General features: G+C 29.7%; 25 protein-coding genes and 1 tRNA gene. 10 read left to right on the top strand and 16 right to left on the bottom strand.

Annotated elements, in window-relative coordinates; genetic code table 11:
• Position 1: 1 nt before the first annotated feature.
• From Q0881_RS13590 to Q0881_RS13580, 3 genes are read right to left on the bottom strand one after another with little or no spacing between them, the layout of a single operon-like run.
• A complete protein-coding gene (locus Q0881_RS13590) occupies positions 2-550 on the bottom strand; it encodes a hypothetical protein (protein ID WP_299161283.1) in 549 nt (182 codons plus the stop codon).
• Between the two features lie 5 nt (positions 551-555).
• Positions 556-1,545, bottom strand: a complete 990-nt coding sequence (locus Q0881_RS13585) for a hypothetical protein (RefSeq protein ID WP_299161281.1) — start codon at positions 1,543-1,545, stop codon at positions 556-558.
• An 11-nt stretch (positions 1,546-1,556) separates the two neighbouring features.
• Positions 1,557-2,612: a hypothetical protein gene (locus Q0881_RS13580; protein ID WP_299161279.1), complete on the bottom strand. Its 1,056-nt coding sequence runs from the start codon at positions 2,610-2,612 to the stop codon at positions 1,557-1,559.
• Positions 2,613-3,147: 535 nt separating this feature from the next.
• Between Q0881_RS13580 and Q0881_RS13575 the strand changes: the two genes are divergently transcribed.
• Together Q0881_RS13575 and Q0881_RS13570 are read left to right on the top strand one after the other, a co-directional pair.
• A complete protein-coding gene (locus Q0881_RS13575; protein WP_299161277.1) occupies positions 3,148-3,762 on the top strand; it encodes a Crp/Fnr family transcriptional regulator in 615 nt (204 codons plus the stop codon).
• Between the two features lie 147 nt (positions 3,763-3,909).
• Positions 3,910-4,521, top strand: a complete 612-nt coding sequence (locus tag Q0881_RS13570; protein WP_299161274.1) for a hypothetical protein — start codon at positions 3,910-3,912, stop codon at positions 4,519-4,521.
• A gap of 69 nt (positions 4,522-4,590) precedes the next feature.
• On the opposite strand, the gene Q0881_RS13565 is transcribed toward Q0881_RS13570, so the two are convergent.
• Together Q0881_RS13565 and Q0881_RS13560 are read right to left on the bottom strand one after the other, a co-directional pair.
• On the bottom strand, positions 4,591-4,956 hold the full coding sequence (locus tag Q0881_RS13565) for a DUF3127 domain-containing protein (protein ID WP_299161272.1): 366 nt from the start codon (positions 4,954-4,956) through the stop codon (positions 4,591-4,593).
• An 8-nt stretch (positions 4,957-4,964) separates the two neighbouring features.
• Complete coding sequence (locus Q0881_RS13560) at positions 4,965-5,825, bottom strand: flavin reductase family protein (protein WP_299161270.1); 861 nt, start codon at positions 5,823-5,825, stop codon at positions 4,965-4,967.
• 76 nt (positions 5,826-5,901) lie between these two features.
• Here Q0881_RS13560 and Q0881_RS13555 point away from each other — a divergent pair, with 76 nt between their 5' ends.
• Positions 5,902-7,050, top strand: a complete 1,149-nt coding sequence (locus Q0881_RS13555) for an ATP-binding protein (RefSeq protein ID WP_299161268.1) — start codon at positions 5,902-5,904, stop codon at positions 7,048-7,050.
• Between the two features lie 3 nt (positions 7,051-7,053).
• On the opposite strand, the gene Q0881_RS13550 is transcribed toward Q0881_RS13555, so the two are convergent.
• The 3 genes from Q0881_RS13550 to greA form a co-directional block, all read right to left on the bottom strand.
• Positions 7,054-7,590, bottom strand: a complete 537-nt coding sequence (locus Q0881_RS13550; RefSeq protein ID WP_299161265.1) for a hypothetical protein — start codon at positions 7,588-7,590, stop codon at positions 7,054-7,056.
• 38 nt (positions 7,591-7,628) lie between these two features.
• Positions 7,629-8,021, bottom strand: a complete 393-nt coding sequence (locus tag Q0881_RS13545; RefSeq protein ID WP_299161263.1) for an HIT family protein — start codon at positions 8,019-8,021, stop codon at positions 7,629-7,631.
• 78 nt (positions 8,022-8,099) lie between these two features.
• Positions 8,100-8,573, bottom strand: coding sequence for a transcription elongation factor GreA (gene greA / locus Q0881_RS13540; RefSeq protein ID WP_299161261.1), 474 nt, complete (start codon positions 8,571-8,573; stop codon positions 8,100-8,102).
• Between the two features lie 107 nt (positions 8,574-8,680).
• Between greA and Q0881_RS13535 the strand changes: the two genes are divergently transcribed.
• The 5 genes from Q0881_RS13535 (at position 8,681) to Q0881_RS13515 (ending at position 14,169) form a co-directional block, all read left to right on the top strand.
• Positions 8,681-9,091, top strand: coding sequence for a Rieske 2Fe-2S domain-containing protein (locus Q0881_RS13535; protein ID WP_299161260.1), 411 nt, complete (start codon positions 8,681-8,683; stop codon positions 9,089-9,091).
• Positions 9,092-9,156: 65 nt separating this feature from the next.
• Positions 9,157-10,314, top strand: coding sequence for a 5-(carboxyamino)imidazole ribonucleotide synthase (locus tag Q0881_RS13530; protein ID WP_299161258.1), 1,158 nt, complete (start codon positions 9,157-9,159; stop codon positions 10,312-10,314).
• Positions 10,315-10,316: 2 nt separating this feature from the next.
• Entirely contained in the window at positions 10,317-10,796 is a 480-nt protein-coding gene (purE, locus tag Q0881_RS13525) for a 5-(carboxyamino)imidazole ribonucleotide mutase (protein WP_299161255.1), read from the top strand.
• Positions 10,797-10,876: 80 nt separating this feature from the next.
• A complete protein-coding gene (locus Q0881_RS13520) occupies positions 10,877-12,901 on the top strand; it encodes a M3 family metallopeptidase (RefSeq protein ID WP_299161253.1) in 2,025 nt (674 codons plus the stop codon).
• Between the two features lie 65 nt (positions 12,902-12,966).
• Complete coding sequence (locus tag Q0881_RS13515; RefSeq protein ID WP_299161251.1) at positions 12,967-14,169, top strand: carboxypeptidase-like regulatory domain-containing protein; 1,203 nt, start codon at positions 12,967-12,969, stop codon at positions 14,167-14,169.
• A gap of 10 nt (positions 14,170-14,179) precedes the next feature.
• Here the strand turns inward: Q0881_RS13515 and Q0881_RS13510 are convergent, their stop codons facing one another.
• Complete coding sequence (locus tag Q0881_RS13510; protein WP_299161249.1) at positions 14,180-15,409, bottom strand: glycosyltransferase; 1,230 nt, start codon at positions 15,407-15,409, stop codon at positions 14,180-14,182.
• A gap of 114 nt (positions 15,410-15,523) precedes the next feature.
• Here Q0881_RS13510 and lpdA point away from each other — a divergent pair, with 114 nt between their 5' ends.
• Positions 15,524-16,924 (top strand): dihydrolipoyl dehydrogenase, encoded by a 1,401-nt coding sequence (gene lpdA / locus Q0881_RS13505; RefSeq protein ID WP_299161246.1) that lies wholly within the window; start codon positions 15,524-15,526, stop codon positions 16,922-16,924.
• Between the two features lie 212 nt (positions 16,925-17,136).
• Here lpdA and Q0881_RS13500 read toward each other — a convergent pair whose 3' ends face one another.
• The 7 genes from Q0881_RS13500 to Q0881_RS13470 all read right to left on the bottom strand — a co-directional run bounded on the left by Q0881_RS13500 (position 17,137) and on the right by Q0881_RS13470 (position 24,758).
• Positions 17,137-19,254, bottom strand: a complete 2,118-nt coding sequence (locus Q0881_RS13500; RefSeq protein ID WP_299161243.1) for a peptidylprolyl isomerase — start codon at positions 19,252-19,254, stop codon at positions 17,137-17,139.
• Positions 19,255-19,366: 112 nt separating this feature from the next.
• Positions 19,367-20,659: a hemolysin family protein gene (locus Q0881_RS13495; protein WP_299161240.1), complete on the bottom strand. Its 1,293-nt coding sequence runs from the start codon at positions 20,657-20,659 to the stop codon at positions 19,367-19,369.
• Complete coding sequence (locus Q0881_RS13490; RefSeq protein ID WP_299161237.1) at positions 20,659-20,856, bottom strand: hypothetical protein; 198 nt, start codon at positions 20,854-20,856, stop codon at positions 20,659-20,661. Before Q0881_RS13490 ends, Q0881_RS13495 begins: the two co-directional genes overlap by 1 nt.
• Positions 20,856-21,428: an LPS export ABC transporter periplasmic protein LptC gene (gene lptC / locus Q0881_RS13485; RefSeq protein WP_299161234.1), complete on the bottom strand. Its 573-nt coding sequence runs from the start codon at positions 21,426-21,428 to the stop codon at positions 20,856-20,858. Before lptC ends, Q0881_RS13490 begins: the two co-directional genes overlap by 1 nt.
• Positions 21,429-21,438: 10 nt before the next feature.
• The gene (locus tag Q0881_RS13480; RefSeq protein ID WP_299161233.1) at positions 21,439-22,752 is read right to left on the bottom strand and encodes a hypothetical protein; all 1,314 of its coding nucleotides are present in this window, start codon (positions 22,750-22,752) and stop codon (positions 21,439-21,441) included.
• Positions 22,753-22,765: 13 nt separating this feature from the next.
• The gene (locus Q0881_RS13475) at positions 22,766-24,034 is read right to left on the bottom strand and encodes a hypothetical protein (protein WP_299161231.1); all 1,269 of its coding nucleotides are present in this window, start codon (positions 24,032-24,034) and stop codon (positions 22,766-22,768) included.
• Positions 24,027-24,758: a type III pantothenate kinase gene (locus Q0881_RS13470; RefSeq protein WP_299161229.1), complete on the bottom strand. Its 732-nt coding sequence runs from the start codon at positions 24,756-24,758 to the stop codon at positions 24,027-24,029. The genes Q0881_RS13475 and Q0881_RS13470 overlap by 8 nt, the downstream gene beginning before the upstream one ends.
• Positions 24,759-24,866: 108 nt before the next feature.
• Between Q0881_RS13470 and Q0881_RS13465 the strand changes: the two genes are divergently transcribed.
• Positions 24,867-24,939, top strand: a tRNA-Phe gene (locus Q0881_RS13465).

The following is a 24,939-nucleotide window of genomic DNA, read 5'->3' as shown; positions in this document are numbered from 1 at the left end:
TTTAAAGTACGTTTGCTATTTTTTCTATTGTAAACCTATACTGATTCCCTACTTTTTCTCCTGCAGTTAATACTTGATTATTGCCATTTTTAAACAGCTCTAACTTTATTGTACTACCGCTCTTTTGCACTAATCCTTTACTAAGATTGTTTAATGGTGAAATTAAAACCTTGCCTGTTCCTGCAAACTGAATTTGCCAAGTATAATTCTCTAATTCACTAGGGTTTTCTATCGTTGAAAAAACAACATCACTTGAAGTATTATTGAATTTTAAAAAGTATTTTTTTTGTTTTGCTGATGCAATTAATATTCTTCCTCTTTCTAATCTCTTTAGTATAAAAGATTGTAAATACCCATCTTTTTCATTTAGATTAGAATTAGATTTCTCGACTAAACTGATAGAATTGTCAGCGATATTATGAAATAACACCATTTCATTACCTTCAACTACGTTTACGTTTGTAAATCGAAATAACTCTATATTTTGAGCTGCAATTATTCCTGTGCCTAAAGCATATAGACACAAAAACAAAATAAATTTGTTTTTCATATCTCTTATTTATTTTTAATTGATTTTATTACTTTCTTAATTGTTTCTAACTCTTTTAATAGCTTTTCTATTTTTTCTTCTTGAGCAATTGTATGAAGTGTTAGTTCTTCTACTTTTTCTACTAAAACTGTATTGATTTGTTTTACGTTCATTCCTTTTGCTATAACTTCAGCTTCAGAAGGCATATTTGGTAAATGCTTATTCTCCTTTATATAAGCTGCTACTTCTTTTAGAGGCATTAACTTATAATCTTTTGAAAAAACATAATCAGGAAACGACCCAATATTTAACACAACACTATCTAATGTTAAAACTCCATTTTGTAGTGATGCCATTTCGTTGTTGTCTCCATTTACGAAAGTTATCTTTTCATTTGTACCGTGTCCTAAACTAAGTCTACCTGAACTTTGAGTATAAGAAATACTACCAAATGTTCCTTGTTGAAATTGCACGCTATTAGAGGTAAGATTCGTACTAAAAACGCCAGTATTAGTTGTTAAAACACCATCATGAATTTTTGCCATTTCTCCATTAGTACTATTTCTAAAAGAGATTATGTCATCTCCATTATTATCCACGTCTGGGCGTAGTATTATTGCTCCCCAACTCTGGTATTCTCCACCATCTACTCTAATATTTTTATTTTTTACATGGATTCCTTCTGTAGGAGTTATTCCTAAGCCTATTTTTGAAAACTTACTGTTTCCTGATACTTCAAAATCAGAATAAATATTAGTTTTTTTATAAAAAGTAGCTGACTCATTGAAATTTACCCTATCAGAAAAATGGGTAGGTACATAAAACCTGTTATACCCTGGATAGAATGCAGCTAGTTTCTTGTTTGCTGCATAGAATCGTATCCCTTCATAATATGTAGGATCTGCATCGGTATCTGCCTTTATATCAATTCCTCGTACAGTTCCGATTACATGTTGCGCCTGTACAATACTAATTCCAAATAATAATAAACCTGTTAATGTAATTTTTTTTATCATCTTTTTTATTGCTATTTTTTTAATAAATTATATTGCTTTTCTATATTTGATAACTTCTCTAAAAGAATTTCTATTCTCTTTTCTGTACTTTCTGATTTTTCTTTTACAGCTATCAATTCATTTAGAAGTTTATTTATTTTCTCTTCTTGTGAAATTGTATGAAGCGTAAGTTCTTCTACTTTTTCTACTAAAACTGTATTGATTTGTTTTACATTCATTCCTTTTGCTATAACTTCAGCTTCAGAAGGCATATTCGGTAAGTGTTTATTCTTTTTTATATATGTTGCTACTTCTTTTAGAGGCATTAACTTATAATCTTTTGAAAAAACATAATCTGGAAATGACCCCACGTTTAGCACAACGCTATCTAATGTTAAAACTCCATCTTGTAGTGATGCCATTTCGTTACTATCTCCGTTTATAAAAGTTATTTTTTCATTAGTACCATGCCCTAAACTAAGTCTACCTGTACTTTGTGTATAAGAAATACTCCCAAATCTACCTTCTGAAGCAGAAATACTATTATTAAAAACACCTCTATTGATTGTAAGTGTACCGTCTTGTAACGATGCCATTTCGCTATTTTGACTATCTCTAAATGAAATTTTATCATCTCCTGTATTATCTACATCTGGATGAAATACTAGAGGCCCATGACTTTGAACTTCACCATTATCTACTCGGATATTTTGATCTCTTAAATGAAGCCCAACCGCAGGATTAGTAGTACCTATACCTATTCTCGAAAAAATACTGTTACTAGAAGCATTTAATCCACGATTAAAACTAACTGCCCTTGCAAATGATGCGTCGCCATCAGAATAAAAACGTCCTTTAACTCGTAACTCTCTGTTTGCTCTAAAGTTTACTTCTGAAATATTTCCTGTTGTATAGGATCTAAAAGTAGTTATTGTACCTCCTCCTCCAACACCTCCATTGAGGTATAATCCTTCAGAACCTTGGTGACTTCCATCTTTATCAAAGTAAATTACATGGGTACTTCCTTGCGCTTTTATATTATAGCTTGCTAATAATAAAGTGGTAATTAAAAAAATTGTTTTTCTCATTTATACTTAATTTTATGGTTATTTATTTTAACTGCTAAGCAGTCAATTATAAGCTCACAAAATTGAGGTAAGAAAAACCATTTGATTTAACAGGAATCACCATTTAACATGCATCAATATTTGATTTACATCACATTAAATACTTGCTTTTAAGATATTCACTAGGTTTTTTCAACAAAAAGAATTAGCAATTTCTTCTTAAAAAACTCGAAGTAAGCGTTTTTAACAAAAAAATTAACATTAATTTAACATTTTGTATTAAATTCGTCTTTATTAGAATATTAGTCCCCTAAAAAATACTATCAATGAATAAAAAATTACTTTCTTTTTTCAAAAAAAACAATCTAACTATTGCTTACCCTTGAATATCCCTAGGCTATAAGTAATACTTATACCTCATAAGTATTTCGTATAAAGAAAACATAGGGTTTTCTTTTTTCATACTGTTTAAAATATATTGTAAGAACACAATATAATTTACTACTAAATAACTGCTTACAGATTTAAGTAATAATTAATTGTAAAATAATTTATAATGATTTTAGAGTCCCTCATTAATTGTAAAGAATCAACAGCTAGATTAATTCGATCTAATGCTATAAAAAAGAAATATACCATAGGCGATCCAATTTTATTAAAAGATGTCCCTATTAATCATAGTGCTATTATAATTAAAGGCGTTTTAAAAGCGCATTTAGACCAAGATAATAGCTCATTACTATTATACCATATTTCTCCTAAAAAAAACCCACTCATAGCACTAATGAATATGACAGAGAACCAAGCTTCTCCTATCTCTATAACTGCTATAGAAAATAGTACTCTACTATGGGTTCCAAATGATAAAATTTCCGAATGGCAAAGCTGTTGCTTGTCCTTTAAAAAAGCTATTATTAACTCTAGCGAGCATAATATTAGTACAATGGTGTACAGGCTTCAAAACCTCTTAACTGATTCTTTGGAAAATAGATTGTTTTATTATTTAAAAAACAAGTCTAATATTTATGAACAAAAAGACATTCGTATATCTAGATCTGAAATTTCTTCAGATTTAAAGACTCCTCAATCCTCCATTTCAAGAGCAATAAAACGTTTGGAAAACCAACATAAAATAATTGGAAAACCTAGGTCTATACAACTAGTCGTATAAACCAGTATCTTAAATAATTAACTTTTTGACAGAGGTTTGCAAATTGCAAACCTCTAAAAATCTACTACCCCTTAATCATATTAAATAAATGCTAACTAACTATTAACCTAGGTATTACCTAGGTTAGACAATCAACAAAATAAATTTATGCTAAAAAATTTACCACTGTCTAAAGAGGTAATTGACCTACTAAAAAACTATGGAACAATATTACATTACAAAAAGGGGTATTTATTACAAGACTGTAATCGTTTTGATCAAGGAGTTTGTATTTTAATATCAGGAATTGTTAAAATGTCTATAAAACATAATCATAAAAAAATACTTTTATATCATCTAGATTGTAGTAACCCTATAATTATGAATTACACCAATACACCTAATATATCTTCAGATGTAATATGCAGTACTATTATAAAAGATGCTACTATTTTAAATATTCCTAATGATTTATTTTTAGAATGGACAAGTACGTATATTGAACTTAGAGATTTTATGATTGCATCATTCCAATATCATTATATGAATATTATAAATAAAACTCAGGAAATAAGAAATCAATCTTTGGAAGAACTCCTACTTAGCTATATAAAAACAAAATCTAAACTCTATAAAAACTCAGAAATTAAAATTCCGTTATTGGAAATATCTGAAGATTTAAATTTTTCAAGAGAAGCTATTTCTAGAGGGCTACGAATTCTAGAAAATAATAAAAAAATTATTAGAAAAACAAGATCTATTGTTTTATTAGAAACATAATTATTTTACAAAAAAAACCTATGAATAAAATTCATAGGTTTTGTATATAACACTTAATTTAACTTTTTATTAAAAAGGTAAATCGTCTGGTTCGTTAGCTGATAAATCTGGAGCTGGTTCGAATTGTCCTGCTGGAGGCGTACCTTGTGGTGCAGCTTGCGCTAAGTTTTCAATTCTCCATCCTTGAACAGAGTTAAAATATTTAGCTACCCCTTCTGGGTTAATCCATTCTCTACCTCTTAAATTAATAGATACTTTTACATCTTGACCAACTGCATAGCTGTTTAAAACATCACATTTATCCTGTACAAATTCAATCATAATCATTTGTGGATACTGCTCATCTGTAGTTACAACTAATTCACGTTTTCTGAATCCGCTAGCTCCAAATGTTTGTGTTTCGTTAATTAATTTAATCTTCCCTATAACTTCCATATTCTTATCTATTTAATTAAAAGTACCTTCCACGCACTTTCTACATCATTTTTTTGTAAATAATCTTGTGCAAATGTATGTCTTTTTTCAATTGAAAGCGAAATATATTCTGGATGTTCTTTACCAAAGTTATTAACAGTTTCTTCGTTAGGCAACTGCTCTACATTACCTAACATACCTAAATTATTCCCTGTTAATACAGTACTATTTCTTATTTCATTAGGAATTTGATCTACTCCAATTCCTAAAGTCGAAATTGGTTTTGGTATTTCAAAAAAACCTTCTCTAGCTCGAGAATAGTAACTTCCTCCAGCTCTAGCAACTAAATCTATTTTATGTTGATCTATACTTCCATCTTCAGCCAATACATTTTCATTAACATGAAGTTTAACCACTTCACAAACAATTAAATTTCCAGCACCACCTTCAGTTCCAGTATAAATAATATCAGTTACTTTGCATTCAAATTGTACTGGAGATTCAGCGACACGAAAAGGTTTAACTTTATCTGAAGCTAGCATAGTAAAACCAGCTTTTTCAAATTCATTAACTCCTTTTGGGTACATTGTACTACTTAAAGACATTTGCTGTACTATATCATAATTTACAACATTAATTACAACCTCTCTTGTTTCTTCTGCGTTATCTAATGTATGTTTTGTTTTATTTCCTCTAACACTTCTTGCTGGAGAAAAAATCATCATTGGCGGATTTGCTCCAAAAACATTAAAAAAACTAAAAGGCGATAAATTTGGACTTCCTTCTTTATCTATAGTACTTGCAAAAGCAATTGGCCTTGGAGCAATAGCTCCGAGTAAATAACTATGTAGTTTTCCTGTAGGTAAATCTTTAGGATCTAATGATAACATGTGGTTTTATTTTTACTGTAAATATACTACGGTTTTACAAATTAAGTTATTATACAGAATAGTTTATATTTGACTAATGACTTTTTTTAAGAATACTTACTGGATAAAGCGGATTACTATTTTTATATCCTTATTAATTGTTTCCTTTATTTTATGGAATACTTACATATTTTTTCAAAAATTTAAAGAAGAAGAAAGAGGTAAAATAGAAATTTTTGCTGCAGCTTTTAAGGAATTAGTTTCGAATCCTGACCTAAACGAAAACACCAATTTAATTAACAAAGTTTATGAAACGATAGAAGATACGCCCACGATACTTGTAAATAAAGATGGTAGTATTCATTTATATAGAAATCTAGACACTATTAAAGCCAAAAAACCAGCATACCTTCAGAAGCAATTAAATATTATGAAAGCTCAAAATGAGCCTATTGAGATTGAATCTTTTGGAGTTACACAATACTTCTATTACAGAAACTCAGATCTACTATACAAACTTAAATATTACCCTTTAGCATTACTTTTAATATTATGTCTCTTCTTAGCGATTGTGTACATGGTCTACAAATCAAATAAAGTAGCCGAGCAAAATAAACTTTGGACTGGTATGGCTAAAGAAACAGCACATCAAATAGGTACACCTTTATCCTCCTTATTAGGTTGGATTGCTATTTTACGTACTGAAAATGTTAATGAAGAATATATTGTTGAAATTGAGAAAGATGTAGACAGGTTAAGTACTATAGCTAACAGGTTTTCGAAGATTGGTTCTTTACCAAAATTAAAAACACACAATATAGTTTCTATAACTCAAACAGCATTCAATTACCTACAATCGAGAAGTTCAAAACAAATTAACTTCTCTTTTTCTTCTGACAAGGAAGAACTTTCAACACAATTAAATGTTGAATTGTATGGTTGGGTAATTGAGAATTTAATTAAAAATGCCATTGATGCCATGCAAGGAAAAGGTAGTATTTCTCTAAAAATAAAAGAAACTAACAAACTTCTAAAAATTATCGTATCAGATTCAGGTAAAGGAATTCCAAAATCTCAATTTAAACAAATATTCAAACCTGGATTTACAACAAAAAAGCGCGGTTGGGGATTAGGCTTATCCCTTTCTAAACGAATTATTGAAGATTATCATAATGGAAAAATAGCCGTTCAAAAATCAGAAATAGGAAAAGGAACTACTTTTGAAATTCAGTTAGATAAGGTTTAACTTTTACGAAACATATACTTCTTCTTCCTTTTCTATTAACCATTTTTGCTCTTTTTTCAAATAAAATAATTTTCCAAACCCACAATGTCCACCACAAAGATATTTCACAAAAAAAATAGCTTTTTTATAATTTTCACTATAACTAATTGAAGAAAAAGTCACAGTTCCTATTACTTCTTTTTTATTTTTATCATTACATAGGTCTATTAACTGATATCTATAATAACCCTTAATTTTATTGATATCTATTTTTATTTTCTTATTAAGATCTTTTAATAGAGAACTATTTATCTGAGGATAAAATTCAGTTAGAATCATATTATCAAACTCACCTAAATTAGTATAATTATATATTAAAACAGTATTATATTCTTTATCTGGATTAATCCAAAAAAGGCCATTTTCTTCATCAGGTATACTCCCTAATTCATGGTTTAATATTACTGACATTATTTCATAACTATCAGACTCATTTTTTTCTGAATTACAAGAACAATGAATAATCAAAAAAAACATTATAATAATATGCTTTAACCTCATCAGCTATAAAGTTATAATTATTCTTTTTTTATCCTTAACTATTGAAAGTTTGTAGAAATACCTTCTGCTAACGCTACAAATTCTTCACTAGATAACTTAACTTTTTCTATAAATTGAATATCACTCATAGCGTTTAAAGGAATTAAGTGCACATGTACGTGAGGCACTTCTAAACCAATTACGCTCATTCCAACACGTTTGCACGGAATTGTCTTTTCAATAGCTTTAGCCACTCGGTAAGAAAAAGACATCAATCCATCGTATTCTTCTTTAGATAAATCAAATAATTTATTCTCTTCTCTTTTTGGAATTACCAATGTATGCCCTTTAGCATTTGGATTGATATCTAAAAAAGCAAAGTAATTTTCATCTTCAGCTATTTTATATGATGGAATTTCTCCTGATATTATCTTCGTAAAAATACTAGCCATAACTTTTTGTTTTGTGTGTTTGTAAAAATAAAAAAAGCGCTGCTATTGCAACGCTTTTATCAAAATATTTTAAAAAAATTAACGAGAAATCTCCATAATTTCAAACTTCATAATTCCGTTAGGTACTTTAATTTCTGCTACATCTCCAACCTTATTTCCTAACAAACCTTTTCCTATTGGAGAATTTACTGATAATTTCCCGTTTCTAATATCTGTTTCAGAATCTGCAACTAAGGTATAGGTAAACTCCATGCCGTTAGTCGTGTTTTTTATTTTAACAACAGAATGAATTAACACTTTAGAAGTATCTAACTGACTCTCATCAATAATACGCGCACTTGCAACTATATTTTTAAGTTTAGCAATCTTCGTTTCCAATAAAGATTGTTCTTCTTTTGCAGCGTGGTATTCAGCATTCTCACTTAAATCTCCTTTATCTATAGCCTCACCAATTTCTTGAGAAACTCTTGGTCTTTCAGTATGCTCTAAATGTGATAACTCTTCTTTTAATTTCTTTAATCCTTCTTCGGTATAATATGATACTTCACTCATAACTTCTAAATTTAAAAATCTCACGCCGATAGGTATGAGATTATACTACAAATGTACAAAATATTTGTAAATTCGTGGCGTTACATATACAACTCTATTTAAAAACAATGAAAAAAATATTTTATCTATTTATCCTTACAATTTCTTTAGGCTGTAGCGATAACACCCCTGTAAACAATTGTTTTAATGGAGTAACCATGAATACTATTATCGATTTAACTCTACCTGAATTTCAAGGATTGTTAGTTCCAAGTGGAAGTTCTCAAAACACTATTCAAGGTCGAAACATTTATATTTTTAGAACAGGAAATAATGGTTATAGAGCTTTTGACAGACAATGTCCAGAAGCTTCTTGTAATTCATTAATGACATTTGATGGGATACATATTAAATGTCCTTGTGACGATAAAAAATACAATTATTTAGCCAATGGAGCTCCAATAGACAATGTGGGTTGTAATGCATTAATGTATTTTGTTACCTCAATTAGTAGTTCACAATTAAGAATATCTCGTTAATTCTATTTGTACTATTATTTAGATTCTTATTTTTGCGTTAACAACAACACAATAAAATATTTATCTTGAAAAATTATTTTTCTTCAAATTTTAAATTGGGCGTTCTAGGTGGCGGTCAATTAGGAAGGATGCTCCTTTCCGAAACTCAAAAATTTGATATTTACACAGTTATTTTAGATTCAAATAATGATGCTCCATCTGCTCGTATTTGCAATGAATTTCATCAAGGAGATTTATTAGATTTTGATACCGTTTACAATTTTGGTAAAAGAGTAGACGCTTTAACAATTGAAATTGAAAATGTAAATATCGATGCACTTGATAAACTAGAGTCAGAAGGTTTAACTATTTACCCTAAACCATCTAATTTAAGAATAATTCAAAATAAGGCACGTCAAAAAACATTTTACACAGATCATCACATTCCTACGGCTGACTTTTCACATTATGCTTTTTTAGAAGAATTAAAGCATTCTTATGAAAACAACATTATTGAATTTCCGTTTGTATGGAAAGCTGCTCAATTTGGTTACGATGGAAACGGTGTGAAAGTAGTTCGTAATTATGAAGATTTACAATCCTTGCCAGAAGGAGAATGTATTGCAGAGAAACTAATTCCTTTTAAAAATGAATTGGCAGTAATCGTAGCCAGAAATTCTGATGGAGAAACAAAAACATATCCAGTAGTAGAAATGGAGTTTCATCCAGAAGCTAACCAAGTAGAATACGTAATTTGCCCTGCAAGAATAGATGAAACAGTCGCAAAAAAAGCACAAGAAGTTGCTTTAAAAATAGCTAAGACTTTTGAATTTGTTGGCTTATTAGCCGTTGAAATGTTTCAAACAAACGATGATGAAATTTTAGTAAATGAAGTAGCTCCAAGAACTCATAATTCAGGGCATTATTCAATTGAAGCTAGTTATACAAATCAATTTGAGCAACATTTGCGAAGTATATTAAACTTACCATTAGGTAATACAGAAAGTAAAGTTGCTGGTATTATGGTAAACTTAGTCGGTGCTGAAGGTTATACCGGAGATGTTGTATATAAAAACATTGAAGATATTTTAAAAATAGACGGCGTTACCCCACATATTTATGGAAAAAAAATCACGAAACCTTTCCGTAAAATGGGACATGTAACGATTGTAAATGAAGATATAAACAAAGCGCGAGAAATCGCTCAACAAGTAAAAGAAACTATAAAAGTAATTAGCAAATAATTATGGTAGGAATTATAATGGGAAGCGATTCAGATCTTCCAATCATGCAAGAAGCAATTGATATTTTAGAAAGTTTTGATATTCAAATAGAAGTAGATATTGTTTCTGCTCACAGAACTCCTGAAAAATTAGTTGACTATTCTAAGAACGCACATTTACGTGGTATAAAAGTAATAATTGCTGGTGCTGGAGGTGCTGCTCACTTACCAGGAATGGTAGCTAGTATGAGTCCATTACCAATAATTGGAGTACCAGTAAAAAGTAGAAACTCAATAGACGGTTGGGATTCTGTGTTATCTATATTACAAATGCCAGGAGGTGTACCTGTAGCAACTGTTGCTTTAGATGGCGCAAAAAATGCAGGAATTTTAGCTGCTCAAATTATTGGAGCTTCAGACAAATGTGTTTTAGATAAAATTATTGCTTACAAAGAAGGCTTAAAACTTAAAGTTGAAAAAGCTTCTGAAAGAGTAAAAAAATAAGTACTTTAGTACAATACATATATAGAAACCTCACAGATATTTGATTTGTGAGGTTTCCTCAATTTTTAAAATGAATTTTCATGACTAAAAATCCATTATTACAAGATTTTAATACAGCTCCTTTTTCAAAAATTGAAGAAGGTCACTATAAACCTGCTATAAAAAAAACTATAGAAATTGCTAAAGATGAAATCAATACTATTATTGATAATTCTAACGAAGCTACTTTTGAAAACACTACTGTAGCTTTAGATTTTACTGGAGAAAAACTAAGTAGAGTAACGTCTATCTTTTTTAATTTAAATTCAGCTGAAACAAATGAAGAAATTCAGAAGATAGCGAAAGATATTTCTCCTTGGTTAAGTGAGTTTAAAAATGATATGATTTTAAATGAAGCTTTATTTAAAAGAGTAAAAACTATTTATGACCAAAAAGAAAATTTAGATTTAACATCTGAGCAAGCTATGTTGTTAGACAAACAATATAAAGGTTTTGCCAGAAACGGAGCTAATTTAAATAATAAAGACAAAGAAGATTTACGTAAAATTGATGCCGAATTATCTAAGTTATCATTACAATTTGGAGAAAATGTATTAGCAGAAACTAATGCTTTTGAAATGCATTTAACAAATGAAGAAGGTTTAAAAGGATTACCAGAAAGTGCAAAAGAGGCAGCAAAAGAGTTAGCTAAATCTAAAGATAAAGACGGTTGGATTATTACATTAGATTATCCTAGTTATATTCCTTTTATGACCTATACAGATAATAGAGAATTGCGAAAAGAGCTAGCAATTGCAATGGGTAAAAAAGGTTTTCAAAAGAATGATTTTAATAATGAACAAATAGTTTTAGATATTGTAAATCTTCGTCATAAGCGAGCTAATTTATTAGGTTATAAAACGCATGCACATTTTGTGTTAGAAGAAAGAATGGCTGAAACACCAGAGAAAGTTTTATCTTTTTCTAATGATTTGTTAGTAAAAGCGAAGCCAGCAGCGCAACGTGAGTTTACGAATTTAGAAAATTACGCTAAAAAATTAGACGGAATTGATCAACTTCAAAAATGGGATTCAGCATATTATTCTGAAAAACTAAAGAAAGAATTATTTTCTTTGGATCAAGAATTACTAAAACCTTATTTCAAATTAGAAAATGTAATTGATGGAGCTTTTGAAATTGCAGGTAAATTATTTGATTTACAATTTGAGGAAATAAATTCAATAGACACCTACCATGAAGATGTTAAAACTTATTCAGTAACAGATAAGAACGGAAAATTTGTTTCACATTTTTATGCTGATTTTCATCCCCGAGCTGGAAAACGTAATGGTGCTTGGATGACTTCTTATAAACCTCAGCAAGTAAAAGACGGAATAAACGAACGTCCACAAGTTTCAATAGTTTGTAATTTTACCAAACCAACAGAAACTAAACCTTCATTATTAACTTTTAATGAAGTTACCACGTTATTTCATGAATTTGGTCATGCACTGCATGGAATGTTAGCAAATACTACTTATAATAGCTTATCAGGAACATCTGTCTCTTGGGATTTTGTAGAATTACCAAGTCAAGTTTTAGAAAATTGGTGTTATGAAAAAGAAGCATTAGAGTTATTTGCAAAACATTATGAAACTGGAGAAACAATTCCAATGGAGTATGTTCAAAAAATTAAAGAGTCAGCTAGTTTTCATGAAGGTATGCAAACCTTACGTCAATTAAGTTTTGGTTTATTAGATATGAATTGGCATGGAGGAGAGCCGCCACAAACAATTACTTCTGTAAAAGATTTTGAAACGAAAGCTTTTTCTGAAACACAATTATATCCAGATGTTGCAGAAAACTGTATGAGTACTGCTTTTTCTCATATTTTTCAAGGTGGATATTCTGCGGGGTATTATTCTTACAAATGGGCAGAAGTTTTAGATGCCGATGCTTTTGAATATTTTTTAGAAGAAGGAATCTTTAATAAAGATGTAGCAACTAAGTTTAAAAATAATGTTTTGTCTAAAGGTGGTACAGAAAAGCCTATGGATTTATACATCCGTTTTAGAGGAAAAGAGCCAAAACCTGACGCTTTATTAAAACGCGCAGGTTTACTTTAACAATAATTAACTACACTTCTTTTTAAACAAAAAAATAAGTCCCTATTTTTATAAAAATTTATTTTATGAAAAAGGGATTTATTATTTTGTTTCTATTTACATTTTTTTCTATTTGTAGTTTTTCTCAAATTAATATTAAAGGAAAAGTCATTTCCAACAAGAACGAAAGTTTAGAAGGAGCTTCTGTGTATTTTAATAACACAACTGTTGGCTCTATTACAAATAGCAAAGGTGAATTTCAGTTAAATATTCCTAATGGAAATTACACACTCGTAATTTCTTTTTTAGGATATAAAACCAAACAAATTCCTATTAATACTTCTAAAAAGAAAATGACTGTAACTCTTCTAGAAGATGCTACTCTTTTAGATGAAGTAGTTATTCAAAAAACAAAATACGACAATGAATGGAAATACAATTTAACTCGTTTTAAACAAGCTTTTTTAGGCAGAACAAAACTTGCTGAGAAATGTAAAATTCTCAACCCTAAATCACTTCATTTTGAATTCAATAGTAAAACAAATAGTTTAACTGCATTTACAAAAGAACCTTTACAAATTAAACATAAAGACTTAGGCTATTTAATAACCTACGATCTAGTTAATTTTGAATTAAAAGGCAAACAATTATTCTTTAGTGGGTATGCTCGATATGAGAACTTATCTAAATCAATAAGAAGAAAATGGAAACAAAACAGACTAGAAGCTTATAATGGTTCTCAAATGCATTTTTTAAGAAGCTTAATCTCACAAAACCTGAAACATGACGGTTTTATTGTTAATCAATTCAAACGAGTTTTAAACCCTGAAAGACCTACCGAAGAAAAAATAAAATTAGCAAGAGAATTAATTCGCTTACATACTAAAGTTGATTTTTCAAAAAAAATAGATACACCTACAACTTCATTAGACAGTGCTTTAATAACTATAAGAAAAAGTAGAAAACCAAAATATAGAGATTATTTATATAAGAAAAATGTACCCTACCAGGACATGACATTAATTGATAAAAAAACTCATTATTTAAACTTCGAAAATTATCTTTCTGTAATTTATACTAAAGAACCTGAAGAAGAAAATTATTTAAAAGGCATGTTTGGCAAACGAAGAAAGGCATTAAATGTACAAACCTCAAATATTGTTTTACTAAATGGAAAAGATATTATTGATAAATCTGGGATCCTATTAAACCCTAATGCTATATTTAATGAAGGATACTGGGGATTTGAATCTTTTGCTAATATGCTCCCTTTAGATTACCAGCCATAAAAAAAGCTCACTACTTATTTTTTTCTTCAATCCATTTACTCATGTATTTTGTAGCTTGTAAAGTTTGATGTTGTAATAAACTTCCTAGAAAATTTTGAATACGATGTGTAGTCATATCTTCTTGGATTTTTTTTATTCGATTTATAAATCGAAATCCTATTTTTTCTTTATCATAAATATGATTTATTATCTCCATTCCTTTTTCTTGAGATTCTTTCCATATATTCTCTTCAGAATAAAGTAGAACAGCTTTGTTTGAAAACTTATCGAAATCGCTTTCAACAAAACCATTCCATTCAAAACCATCATGCATTCCTTCTGCTCCAATATTTGTAGTTACAGATGGAGTTCCTGTTACCATAGCCTCTGTTAGTTTCCCTTTTATTCCGGCTCCAAAACGAATAGGCGCTAAAACTACTTTAGCACTTCTAACTACCTCTATTGCATCTTTTGCAAATCCTTTTACGAGGAATCCTTCCTTAGGTTTATGTAATTGTTGAATTTGCTGTGTTGCATAAGCTCCATAAATATGCATCTCAGCTTTAGGTAATTGTTTTCTAATCAATTTCCATATACTATTTTTCAATTGTAAAACTGTATCTACATTTGGAGCATGAAAGAAGTTTCCTATAAAAATAAAATGGTTTCTATCTTCAAAAGACTTCCATTTTTCTATATCTTTTTTATCAATCTTATCTAGTAAAAAAGGTAAGTGACACAATAAACTTTCGTCAATTTTAAAAACCTCTTTAAGTAATTTCATTTCATAACTAGAAATGATTAAACTTAAATCACATCGTAAAATAGCTGCTATTTCTCGTTTAGCATCGTTTGATTTTAATAAAGCACTTGTAGAAAACTCTTCGTTGTCTTTTAATTGTTGATGACGTGTTTTACGTAAAAAATGTAAATCTTCTGTATCTAAAATACGTAAAGCTTTTGAGCAATTTTCAGCTACACGCCAACCAAATTGCTCCTCCATCATAAAACGATCGAACAGCACAATATCAGGTTTTAAATCTATTATAAATTCATCAAAAGTGGATGAATTTAACTCAATAGAAACTTCTTCAATTCCTAAACTAATTAAATTTATAGAATTCTCTGTCTTTTGAGCAGGACTAGCAAAAGTTATTTTATAATCTTGTTTTTGAAAAACTTCTATTAACTGTAACATCCTATTACCAGCTCCTGTAGTTTTTTCTACCCAAACATATCCAATTATTAAAAGTGTTTTCATACGATTTTCAAAGGTAAAACAAATAGAACAAAACAATTCTATAAACCTTTATTGCAAGTCAGTTAGATTGTGTAATTTTGTAGTTATAATTCTGAAATACAAAATATAAAACAGATGAAATACGATTTAATCGTTATTGGTTCTGGACCAGGTGGATATATCGCTGCCATCAGAGCTTCTCAATTAGGTTCTAAAGTTGCTATTATCGAAAAATACTCAACTTTAGGTGGTACATGTTTAAATGTTGGATGCATTCCTTCAAAAGCATTATTAGATTCTTCTCACCATTATTACGACGCTATAAAACATTTTGAAGAACATGGAATTTCTGTTGAAAACCCAACGTTTGACTTTGGTAAAATGGTTGCTCGTAAAGCTAATGTTGTAGAAACTACTACTGGAGGAATCAAATATTTAATGGATAAAAATAATATTGATGTTTACGAAGGTTTAGGTTCTTTTGAAGATGCTACTCACGTAAAAGTTAGTAAAAATGATGGTACTTCAGAAGTTATTGAAGGTACAAACATTATTATTGCTACGGGTTCTAAACCATCAACATTACCATTTATATCTATTGATAAAGAACGTGTAATTACTTCTACCGAAGCTTTAAAATTAAAAGAAGTACCAAAACACTTATTAGTAATTGGTGGTGGAGTTATTGGATTAGAGTTAGGTTCTGTTTACAAGCGTTTAGGTGCTGATGTAACAGTAATAGAATATGCTCCTACAATTACCCCTACAATGGATAAAGATGTTTCTAAAGAACTTACTAAAGTTTTAAAGAAACAAGGGATGAAATTTAACGCTAATCATGGTGTAACTTCTGTTGAAAGAAACGGAAATGAAGTTGTTGTTAAAGCAACAAATAAAAAAGGTGAAGAAGTTACTTTTACTGGTGATTATTGTTTAGTATCAGTTGGACGTAAACCATACACTGAAGGTTTAGGTTTAGATAAAGCTGGAGTAAATGTTACCGATAGAGGCATGGTAGAAGTTAACGACCATTTACAAACTAATGTATCTAACATTTATGCTATTGGTGATGTTGTTCGTGGAGCAATGTTAGCACATAAAGCTGAAGAAGAAGGTGTAGTTGTTGCTGAGTTTTTAGCAGGACAAAAACCTCATATTGATTACAACTTAATTCCAGGAATTGTTTATACATGGCCAGAAGTTGCTGCTGTTGGAAAAACTGAACAAGAATTGAAAGATGCTGGTGTTGAGTATAAAGCTGGAAAATTCTCTATGCGTGCTTTAGGGCGTTCTCGTGCTAGTGGTGATCTTGATGGTTTTGTAAAAGTTTTAGCTGACAAAAACACTGATGAAGTTTTAGGTGTTCATATGGTAGGTGCTCGTGTTGCTGACTTAATTATGGAAGCTGCCGTTGCAATGGAATACAGAGCTTCTGCTGAAGACTTAGCTCGTATTTGTCATGGACATCCAACTTACTCGGAAGCTGTAAAAGAAGCTGCTAAAGCCGCTTGGGATGGAAAGCCTTTAAATGCTTAATTAAAAAAGTATTAAATATATTAAAAAGCAACCTCATTTGAGGTTGCTTTTTTATTTAAAACTACTTTTAAAAATTTATACACTCTTAGTTTATTGAAAAATCTAAAACCTTAAAATATTGAAAACAATAAACTAGATTCATTATAAATTTTAAACCAATAAAAAAGCCAAACTCAATGAGTTTGGCTTTTTTCTGTATGACTTATTTCTCCTTATTGAATTCCGTAAAAAGAACTCATATTATCTTCAATGTTAGAAGCTTTCTTAACTGCCTCATACATTTGGAATGTTTTGTTTTTTCTTTCGTTTGCTAAACGTTTTCTATAAGAATCGTAATTAGGTAAAGCTGTTGGCTTTTCTTTAGACTCAACTTCAAAAGCAAAAACTCCTTTGTCTCCAACTACATTTTTAATTACTGTTTTTTCTTTTGCATTTAACATCGCCCCAACTATCTTAGGTTCATAACCTACTCCTGATAATGTTGGTGATTTTAAATTAACATCTGCTGCATTTCTTACAGTTACGTTTCCTGATTTTGCTATTTCAGCTAAAGTATTTCCACTAATTTTAGCTTCAATCATTTCAGCTTTTCTTTCATTCATCAAAATAGGACGCACTCTTGATACAGCTTTTTCTACTGGCATTAAACCCTTTTTAGTTTGTCCTGTTAAAACAGCTACAACATAACCTCCTTCAATATCAAAACGCTTATAACTACCTTCTTCTACATCATTATCAAAAGACCAAGAAATAATTTCTCTCTCATTACCAACTCCTGGAACAGTTTCATCTAATGATTTTAATCCTACTGCAGGCAAAGAAGTTAAGTTCTTTTCTTTTACTACTTCATCAAAATTCTTACCATTAGCTAATTCTAATGCAAAAGTTTCAGCATTTTGGAAAACATCATTTTCTGTTGCTTCTGAAGCTACTATTTTACGACCATATGTTGCTAATTTAACAACTGGTTGAAAATTCTTCTGGTCTACTATTTGAATAATATGGAATCCGAATGGAGACTTTACTACTCCAATATCTCCTTTTTTATTCTCAAAAGAATAATCTCTAAATGCAGGAACCATTCTGTTATATGCAAACCAATCTAAATCACCTCCTTTTTCAGCAGAACCTTTATCTGAAGAAATTTCTTTTGCTAAATCTGCAAATTTAGACACATTTGCTTTAACTATTGTTAATAAGCTATCCGCAGTCTTTTTTGCTTCTTCTTCTGTTTTTGTTGGTGCTGCTCCACTAGGTTGTGCTCCTACAAATGGAATTAATATATGGCTTGCTCTTACTGAATCTGGTAATTGAACTACTTTTGTAATTTTAGATAACTTAAAGTGATCTGCGTCTTTATATGGACCAAAGACTTCTCCTTCTTTTCCATTAAAAATCTCTTCAGCAATTACTTGTGGGACTTGAACTTTAAATTTATAAGCATCATCTAAAGTTAAATCAGAATCATTTTCATTGAAGAATTCGTTATAATCAGTTGCATTTTTTAAACCTTTAATAACTACTCCTCTATTTTCAGAATCTTCTATTAATTTTGCTACCTCTGCTTTAATAGCTGCCTCATCACTTTCTGTTGGTTTAATATCAAACTTAACAAAATTGATATCTCTAGATTCCTCTACTTGAAAATCTTGTTGGTGATTATTAATGTAATTTTTAACATCACTATTTTTAAGTACTACTAAACTATCTGCAATTGAAGTATAAGGTACATAAGCGAATTTAGCACTTACTTTAGTATTTTCATTTAAATACTGCGCTTCTCCTTCTTTTAAAGAGGCTCCTAAACCAGCAGCTACTAAGTTATCATACGTAGTTTTCTCTATATTGTTTTTTAAAGAAGTCATGTAATTTTGCCAAGCTTTCCATTGTTGACCATTTTCTTCTTTAATAGTTGCTAAAAATTCTTTTAACTTATTTTTATCGAATATACCAGAAGTTTGAAACCTAGGATCATTTTGTAATGATGGAGCTTCATAAAGTGCATTCATAATGTCTTCATCACCTACAGTAATACCAGCTTCTTCTAATTGAATTTGGTAAATTTTTTGTCTAATAAGGTTATTCCAAACAGTTTTTGCTGCTTGCATTTCAGAAACTCTATTACCTGTTTGTGCTTTATAGGCGTCTAACGCTTCGGCAAATTCTTGACGAGAAATTGCTTCTCCATTAACTTCTCCTACTTCATTTACTTTGCTTGCATTGAAAAAATCTGATATTGTAGATGGGTCTAATACAAATGCGAAAAGTGCTAAACCAATTACAAGAATTAAGAACATTGAACGTTCTCTAATTTTCGATAAAATTGCCATACGTTATTTAATTTTATTAACAGTGTGCGAAAATACAATTTCGCTTTAAATAATGCAATGTTTTTTTATGCTGTTTTTGAGGTAGTTTGCTTTGTAAAGTGTAAAATTCTATTTACTCTTCTTTATGGAGAACTTTTAAATAGATACTATCTATTTTAGTTGCACTTGCTTTTAAGATTTTAATTTGAAACTTGCCTACCTCTAAAACTTCATCTTGTTTCGGTATCGTTTCTGTATAATTAATAATAAATCCTCCTAAAGTTTCATATGCTTCTTCTTTAGAAATATTTAAACCATACTCTTCATTTAAATAATCAACTTCTAGTCTTGCTGATAAATTAAATTCATCTTCATTTATTTTTTCTTCTAACAGCTCTTGATTGTCATGTTCATCTTCTATTTCTCCAAACAACTCTTCTACAATATCTTCAACTGTTATTATTCCTGAAGTTCCACCATATTCATCTACTACAACAGCAATGCTCTTTCGTTTCTTCATTAAACTATTTAAAACATCATTAATTATCATTGATTCTGGAACAAACTCAACTGGTAATAATATTGATTTTATAATACGAGGTTTTTTAAATAATTCAAAAGCATTTACATATCCTAAAATATCATCTAAAGAATTTTTGTAAACTAATATTTTAGACAAACCTGTTGATATAAACACCTTCTTTAAATTACTTACAGATTCATGAATATCAACTGCCATGATTTCTGTTCGAGGCACCATAATTTCTCTTGCCTTTACTTTATGGAACTCTAAAGCATTTTGGAAAATTTGAATTTCAGAATCTACTTCTCCTTCTTCGTTTCCTCCATCTAACTGCTCTGAAATATAATTACCTAATTCTTCTTTGCTAAATTCTGTTTGAATAGCATCCTCTTTTGTTTTAAAAAACACACGTAAAAAGAAGTCTGAAATTTTTGTTATAATCCATGTTATTCCATAAAAAAACAAATAGAAAATATATGCTGGTATTACAAAGACCTTAAGCATTTCGTTGGCATAAATTCTAAATATTGCTTTCGGTAAAAATTCTGCAGTAACTAGTATTACAACAGTTGATATTATTGTTTGCGTTAACAAACTTAAATCATCTAACAAGTAGTTTATTAATGATATGTTTGATGGTAACATGGACTGAAACCAACTCATTAACAACTGCCCCATAAAATAACTATAAATTACCAATGCTACATTATTACCAACCAACATAGTAGTAATAAATTTCGAAGACTTTCTTGTCAGTTTTGCTAAGATTTGAGGTAGAAATCCCTCTCTCTTTTTTTCTAACTCAATATGCAACTTGTTAGCAGACACAAAAGCTATTTCCATGCCTGAAAAAAAGGCTGAAAATAATATAGAAGTTAAAATGATAACGACTTCAAATTGCATTAACGCTGTTGATTTCTGTTTTCTACTTTTCTTCTAAAATGTCTTTTAAAGAAGAAAATTAATATAATAAAGATAGCAAATCCAAACATAATAAATGCCTCTTCTTTATCTGAATTCCATTTTAAAATTCCTTCTACTAAAAAAATAACACCAACTACAAGGTATCCATATTGTAAATATTTCCAAAGTGTATTCATTATATTTCTTTTTGATTTGCTTCTACGTCTCCCGTAATATCTTTAGCTATCCACTTAGTCAAATCTTCTTTAGATTCAAAACCAAAGCCATTAATAGTACTTTTCGGAGTTGTTAATCTAAAACCATCTTCTGTAAAAAAATAGTGTTCTTTTTGATCCCAAAACAACTGATTTGTTTCTAATTTAGAATTCTCTGTATGATTTATGATTACTACATTACCTTTAATTTCAGAAATCTTAGTTTTATTATATGTTAAAGCATAATTCCCGGTAATTGTTGTAGAATCTTTCCCTGTTTTACTTATTGATACTATTTTAATTCCTTTAGGAAACTCATTATATGGATGGCTTTTCCTATTCGAAAAATCATAAAAAATTGGTGCTTTCGTTTTTGAAGTTATCCTTCCTGAATCTTTATGAACATGATAAATATTTTTAGCGGTACCCATTGGTAAATTTTTATCTGCTAAAAAATCTCGCACTTCTTTTTTTGTATTCGTACAAGAAAAAAACATTGCCACCAAACAAATGGCAGCAATGCTATTATATATATTTATTAAATATGATTTCATTTAAATCGTATTAAGGAATACGAACAGTTTCTCCAATCCAACATCCAATTCTATGAGATCCTCCTGATGCAACTCCTTTTTGGAAAATTAATTTTTTTGATGGTACATTTTTACTGTAACTAGAAATATATCTACCAGCTCCACATCCTGGATCAACTCTCTTAGCTTTTAATGCTTTATTTAAAGCTGCTACATATACCATTCTTTTTTCGAACTCATCGCTTCCACAAGAGTTAGCACTTTTTTGATATAAACTTGCTATAAATAAATAAGCTTTACCCATATTTGGATTATACTTTAATGCCTCGTAAGCTAAAGCTCTGGCTCTACTTCCACCGGCACTTTGTGCTTCTCTTAACTTATACTTTGCTTTCTTGAATGGGTCAGTTTCTAAATCAAATGCTTTCTTTTTCATTTGAGCAGCTCCTTTTTTATCTCCATTTTTAGCTAAAACTCCTGCTAAGAAATTATATGCATCTGATGACTGAGTAGTTTCTGCATAAGCATTTGCTAATTTTTCAAATAAAGGATCAGTTTGACATCCTTTATTATACATCCTTGACACAGCTCTTTTTAACCAAACACCATCTGTTTTATTAGCTTCATAATCTCTAGTATAAATAGGTATTAATCTTTCACATGTTGCTATTTTAGAAATCATAGCATCTAAACCTCCCTCAACCATACCTAAAGCATTTGAATTCATCGTATAGGCTCTTAACAATCTTTTTTCTTTAGCACCTATAGTACCAATAGAATCTTTTTCTTGTAATGAAGGTATTTTTTTACTGTAACCATCTAATTTTTCTTGTACAGACTCCATTACATCATCATAAGTATCAAATACCTTTTGAGGGTTTGTGTCTTTATTTTCTTCTGTAACAGATTTAAAATATCTAAAAATATTTTTAACTCCCATATCTTTAGGAGAAATATCATAAGCCTTCTTTAAAATCACATAAACTTCAGCATCAGAAGCTAATTTATTTTTAATTAAATATGTTGCATAATCACTATGGGCTTTAGCAGCTCCTTTAACAGGAAAATTTGCTAACCTAGTTTCGTATACTCTTTTTGCTAAAGCTGGATCTTTTAAATTATCTGCTACTTTTGCTCCATATTTATATATGTTAACTGATAACTTAGGGCAATTCGTTAATAAATACTCTAAACTGGGTTTAGCTTGAGTATATTTTTTTGTTGTAGCATCTCCTTTAAAAAGATTGTACTTAATATTACACTCTTGACTTGCCTGTGCTTTAACACCATTTACGGCTACAAACAAAAATAATCCTGTTAGTAAATACGTAATTTTTTTCATCATCTATCAGTTTTTGTTAATCTATTTGTCTTTTTTGGAACCAATTAATATCATTCAAAGATAAGCTTAATCTTATATTAAAATAATTTTCTTTTATTAAGCTATTATTAGTTGTTCCTTTTTGCCCGTATTCAAATCCAATGTTTAAATTAGATAATTGTCTTGGCATTGGCAATCCTAAACCAACATTTATGCCAAAGTCTTTTATTGAAGTAAAATCATTATTAGTTTTTACTTGCAGTCCTGTATCTTCTATTCGCAAACCTGCTCTATATACTACTCTATCCCAATAACTAGATATTGAATTTATTTTTGGAATATAATATCCTCCTAATGAAAACTTACTTGATTTATCATATTTATATGCTCCTCCATTTGCTATAAGAGAACTACTAGAACTTAAAGCACTTTGGAATTGTTGATTAACTCCTACGTACCATTTATTTTCTTTCCCTAAACCAAATCCAAAAACACTTTTCAGAGGAATGCTAACGTCACCGTCAACAGATCTATTAAACAACTCATTTCTTGGAATTTCTTGTCCTGTTCCAGAAAATGTTAATGAATACATTTTCTCATTTCCTTTAGCAGATAAATCACTATCTATAGTAATAGAAGCACCTGAGTATAACTTCAATTTATTTTTCAATTCTCTTTTATACTGAGCTCCCAATTTAAATTGTCCTCCTCTTATGTTTATAGTTTCTTCTTGCTTTGTTGCAAAAGCTACACTAGACCTCTGATTCAACACACTATTTGTAAGATTACCAAATATAAATCCAGCCTCTACTCCTACTGAAAAATCTTTAAAAGGGTAAATTCCAAAACTAGCATATATTTTATTAGCCCCACCTTCACCTCTAAACAAAGTGATATTATCTGTATTTTGATTATCTAGTAAAGAATACCCTACTGATGAAAAAGGTTGCAAACCTACTGATAAACCAGCTTTTTTTCCTATTGGAAAACCTAAAGATATATAACGTAAATTCGTTGAGTTCCCAGTCTGCGACTGAGTACCCTCTTTAATTGTTAAAAAACTTAAGCTACCTCCAATTGCATAAGTTGCAGCTCTTAAATCTGCATTTGACGCAGGATTTGTAAAATTTAAATGATGTGTATCTTTTAAAGCAACTCCAATTCCTCCCATAGATGCTTGCTCTACAGTTATTGCTTCAAAAGTTTCACCTATTCCAAAGTAAGAATACGGTGACGCACTATTTCTTTGTGCTGCTATTGTTATTGTACTAAATACAAGTACCCCTAATAAAAATCTCTTAATCATTCGCTATATTGTATGTCAAAATAGTATGTAACCCTTCCAAAACAAAATTTGGATGGGCAAATATGCCACTTTTTAATTGTTTAGCCAAGAAATATGTATCTCCTCCTGTTAAAACAACTGTTAAATCTTGATACTCATCTTTATATTGATTAATTACCCCTTCTATTTCATTACAAATTCCATTTACAACACCTGAATGTATTGAGCTATTTGTATCTGTACCTACGAAATTAAAAACTTCATTTTGTTTTAATAACGGTAATTTAGAAGTGAAATTATGCAATGCCTTGTATCTCATATTTATTCCTGGAGAAATTGCTCCTCCCAAGTATTCCTTTTTTTTATTAATAAAATCAAAAGTAATACAAGTACCCGCATCAATTACTAAAACATTTCTTTTAGAATATTTTTTAGTTGCGGCAGATGCTAAGGCAATTCTATCAACTCCTAGCGTTTTTGGAGTTTGATAAAGATTACTAAATGGAACTTTAGTCTCATTATTTAAAAATATTGGATTTAATAATTTGACTAAATCTTGCTGGGTAGATTCCGAAATATTGGCTACAGATGATATAATTGACCTTGAAATATTAAATTTAGAAATAATTTTTCTCAATTCTAAAACAATTCGTTCTTTCTCAACAACAAAGATTTCTTTCACGCTATTCATTTCAAAAACAGCAACTTTAACTCTAGTATTACCTACATCAATAATCAAATTCATATCTCTAATTCTTAGATTTCAAATTTACGTTACATTTTTTTAAAACAATTACTTTGTATAATTAAAAAACGATTGTATATTTGCATCCGCTTAACGAAAGTAGCAACTGGTGCCTTAGCTCAGTTGGTAGAGCAAAGGACTGAAAATCCTTGTGTCCCTGGTTCGATTCCTGGAGGCACCA

It is taken from the genome of uncultured Tenacibaculum sp. (assembly GCF_947494125.1).
Classification (GTDB): Bacteria; Bacteroidota; Bacteroidia; order Flavobacteriales; family Flavobacteriaceae; genus Polaribacter.
This window is presented reverse-complemented; position numbering and strand designations above follow the sequence as displayed.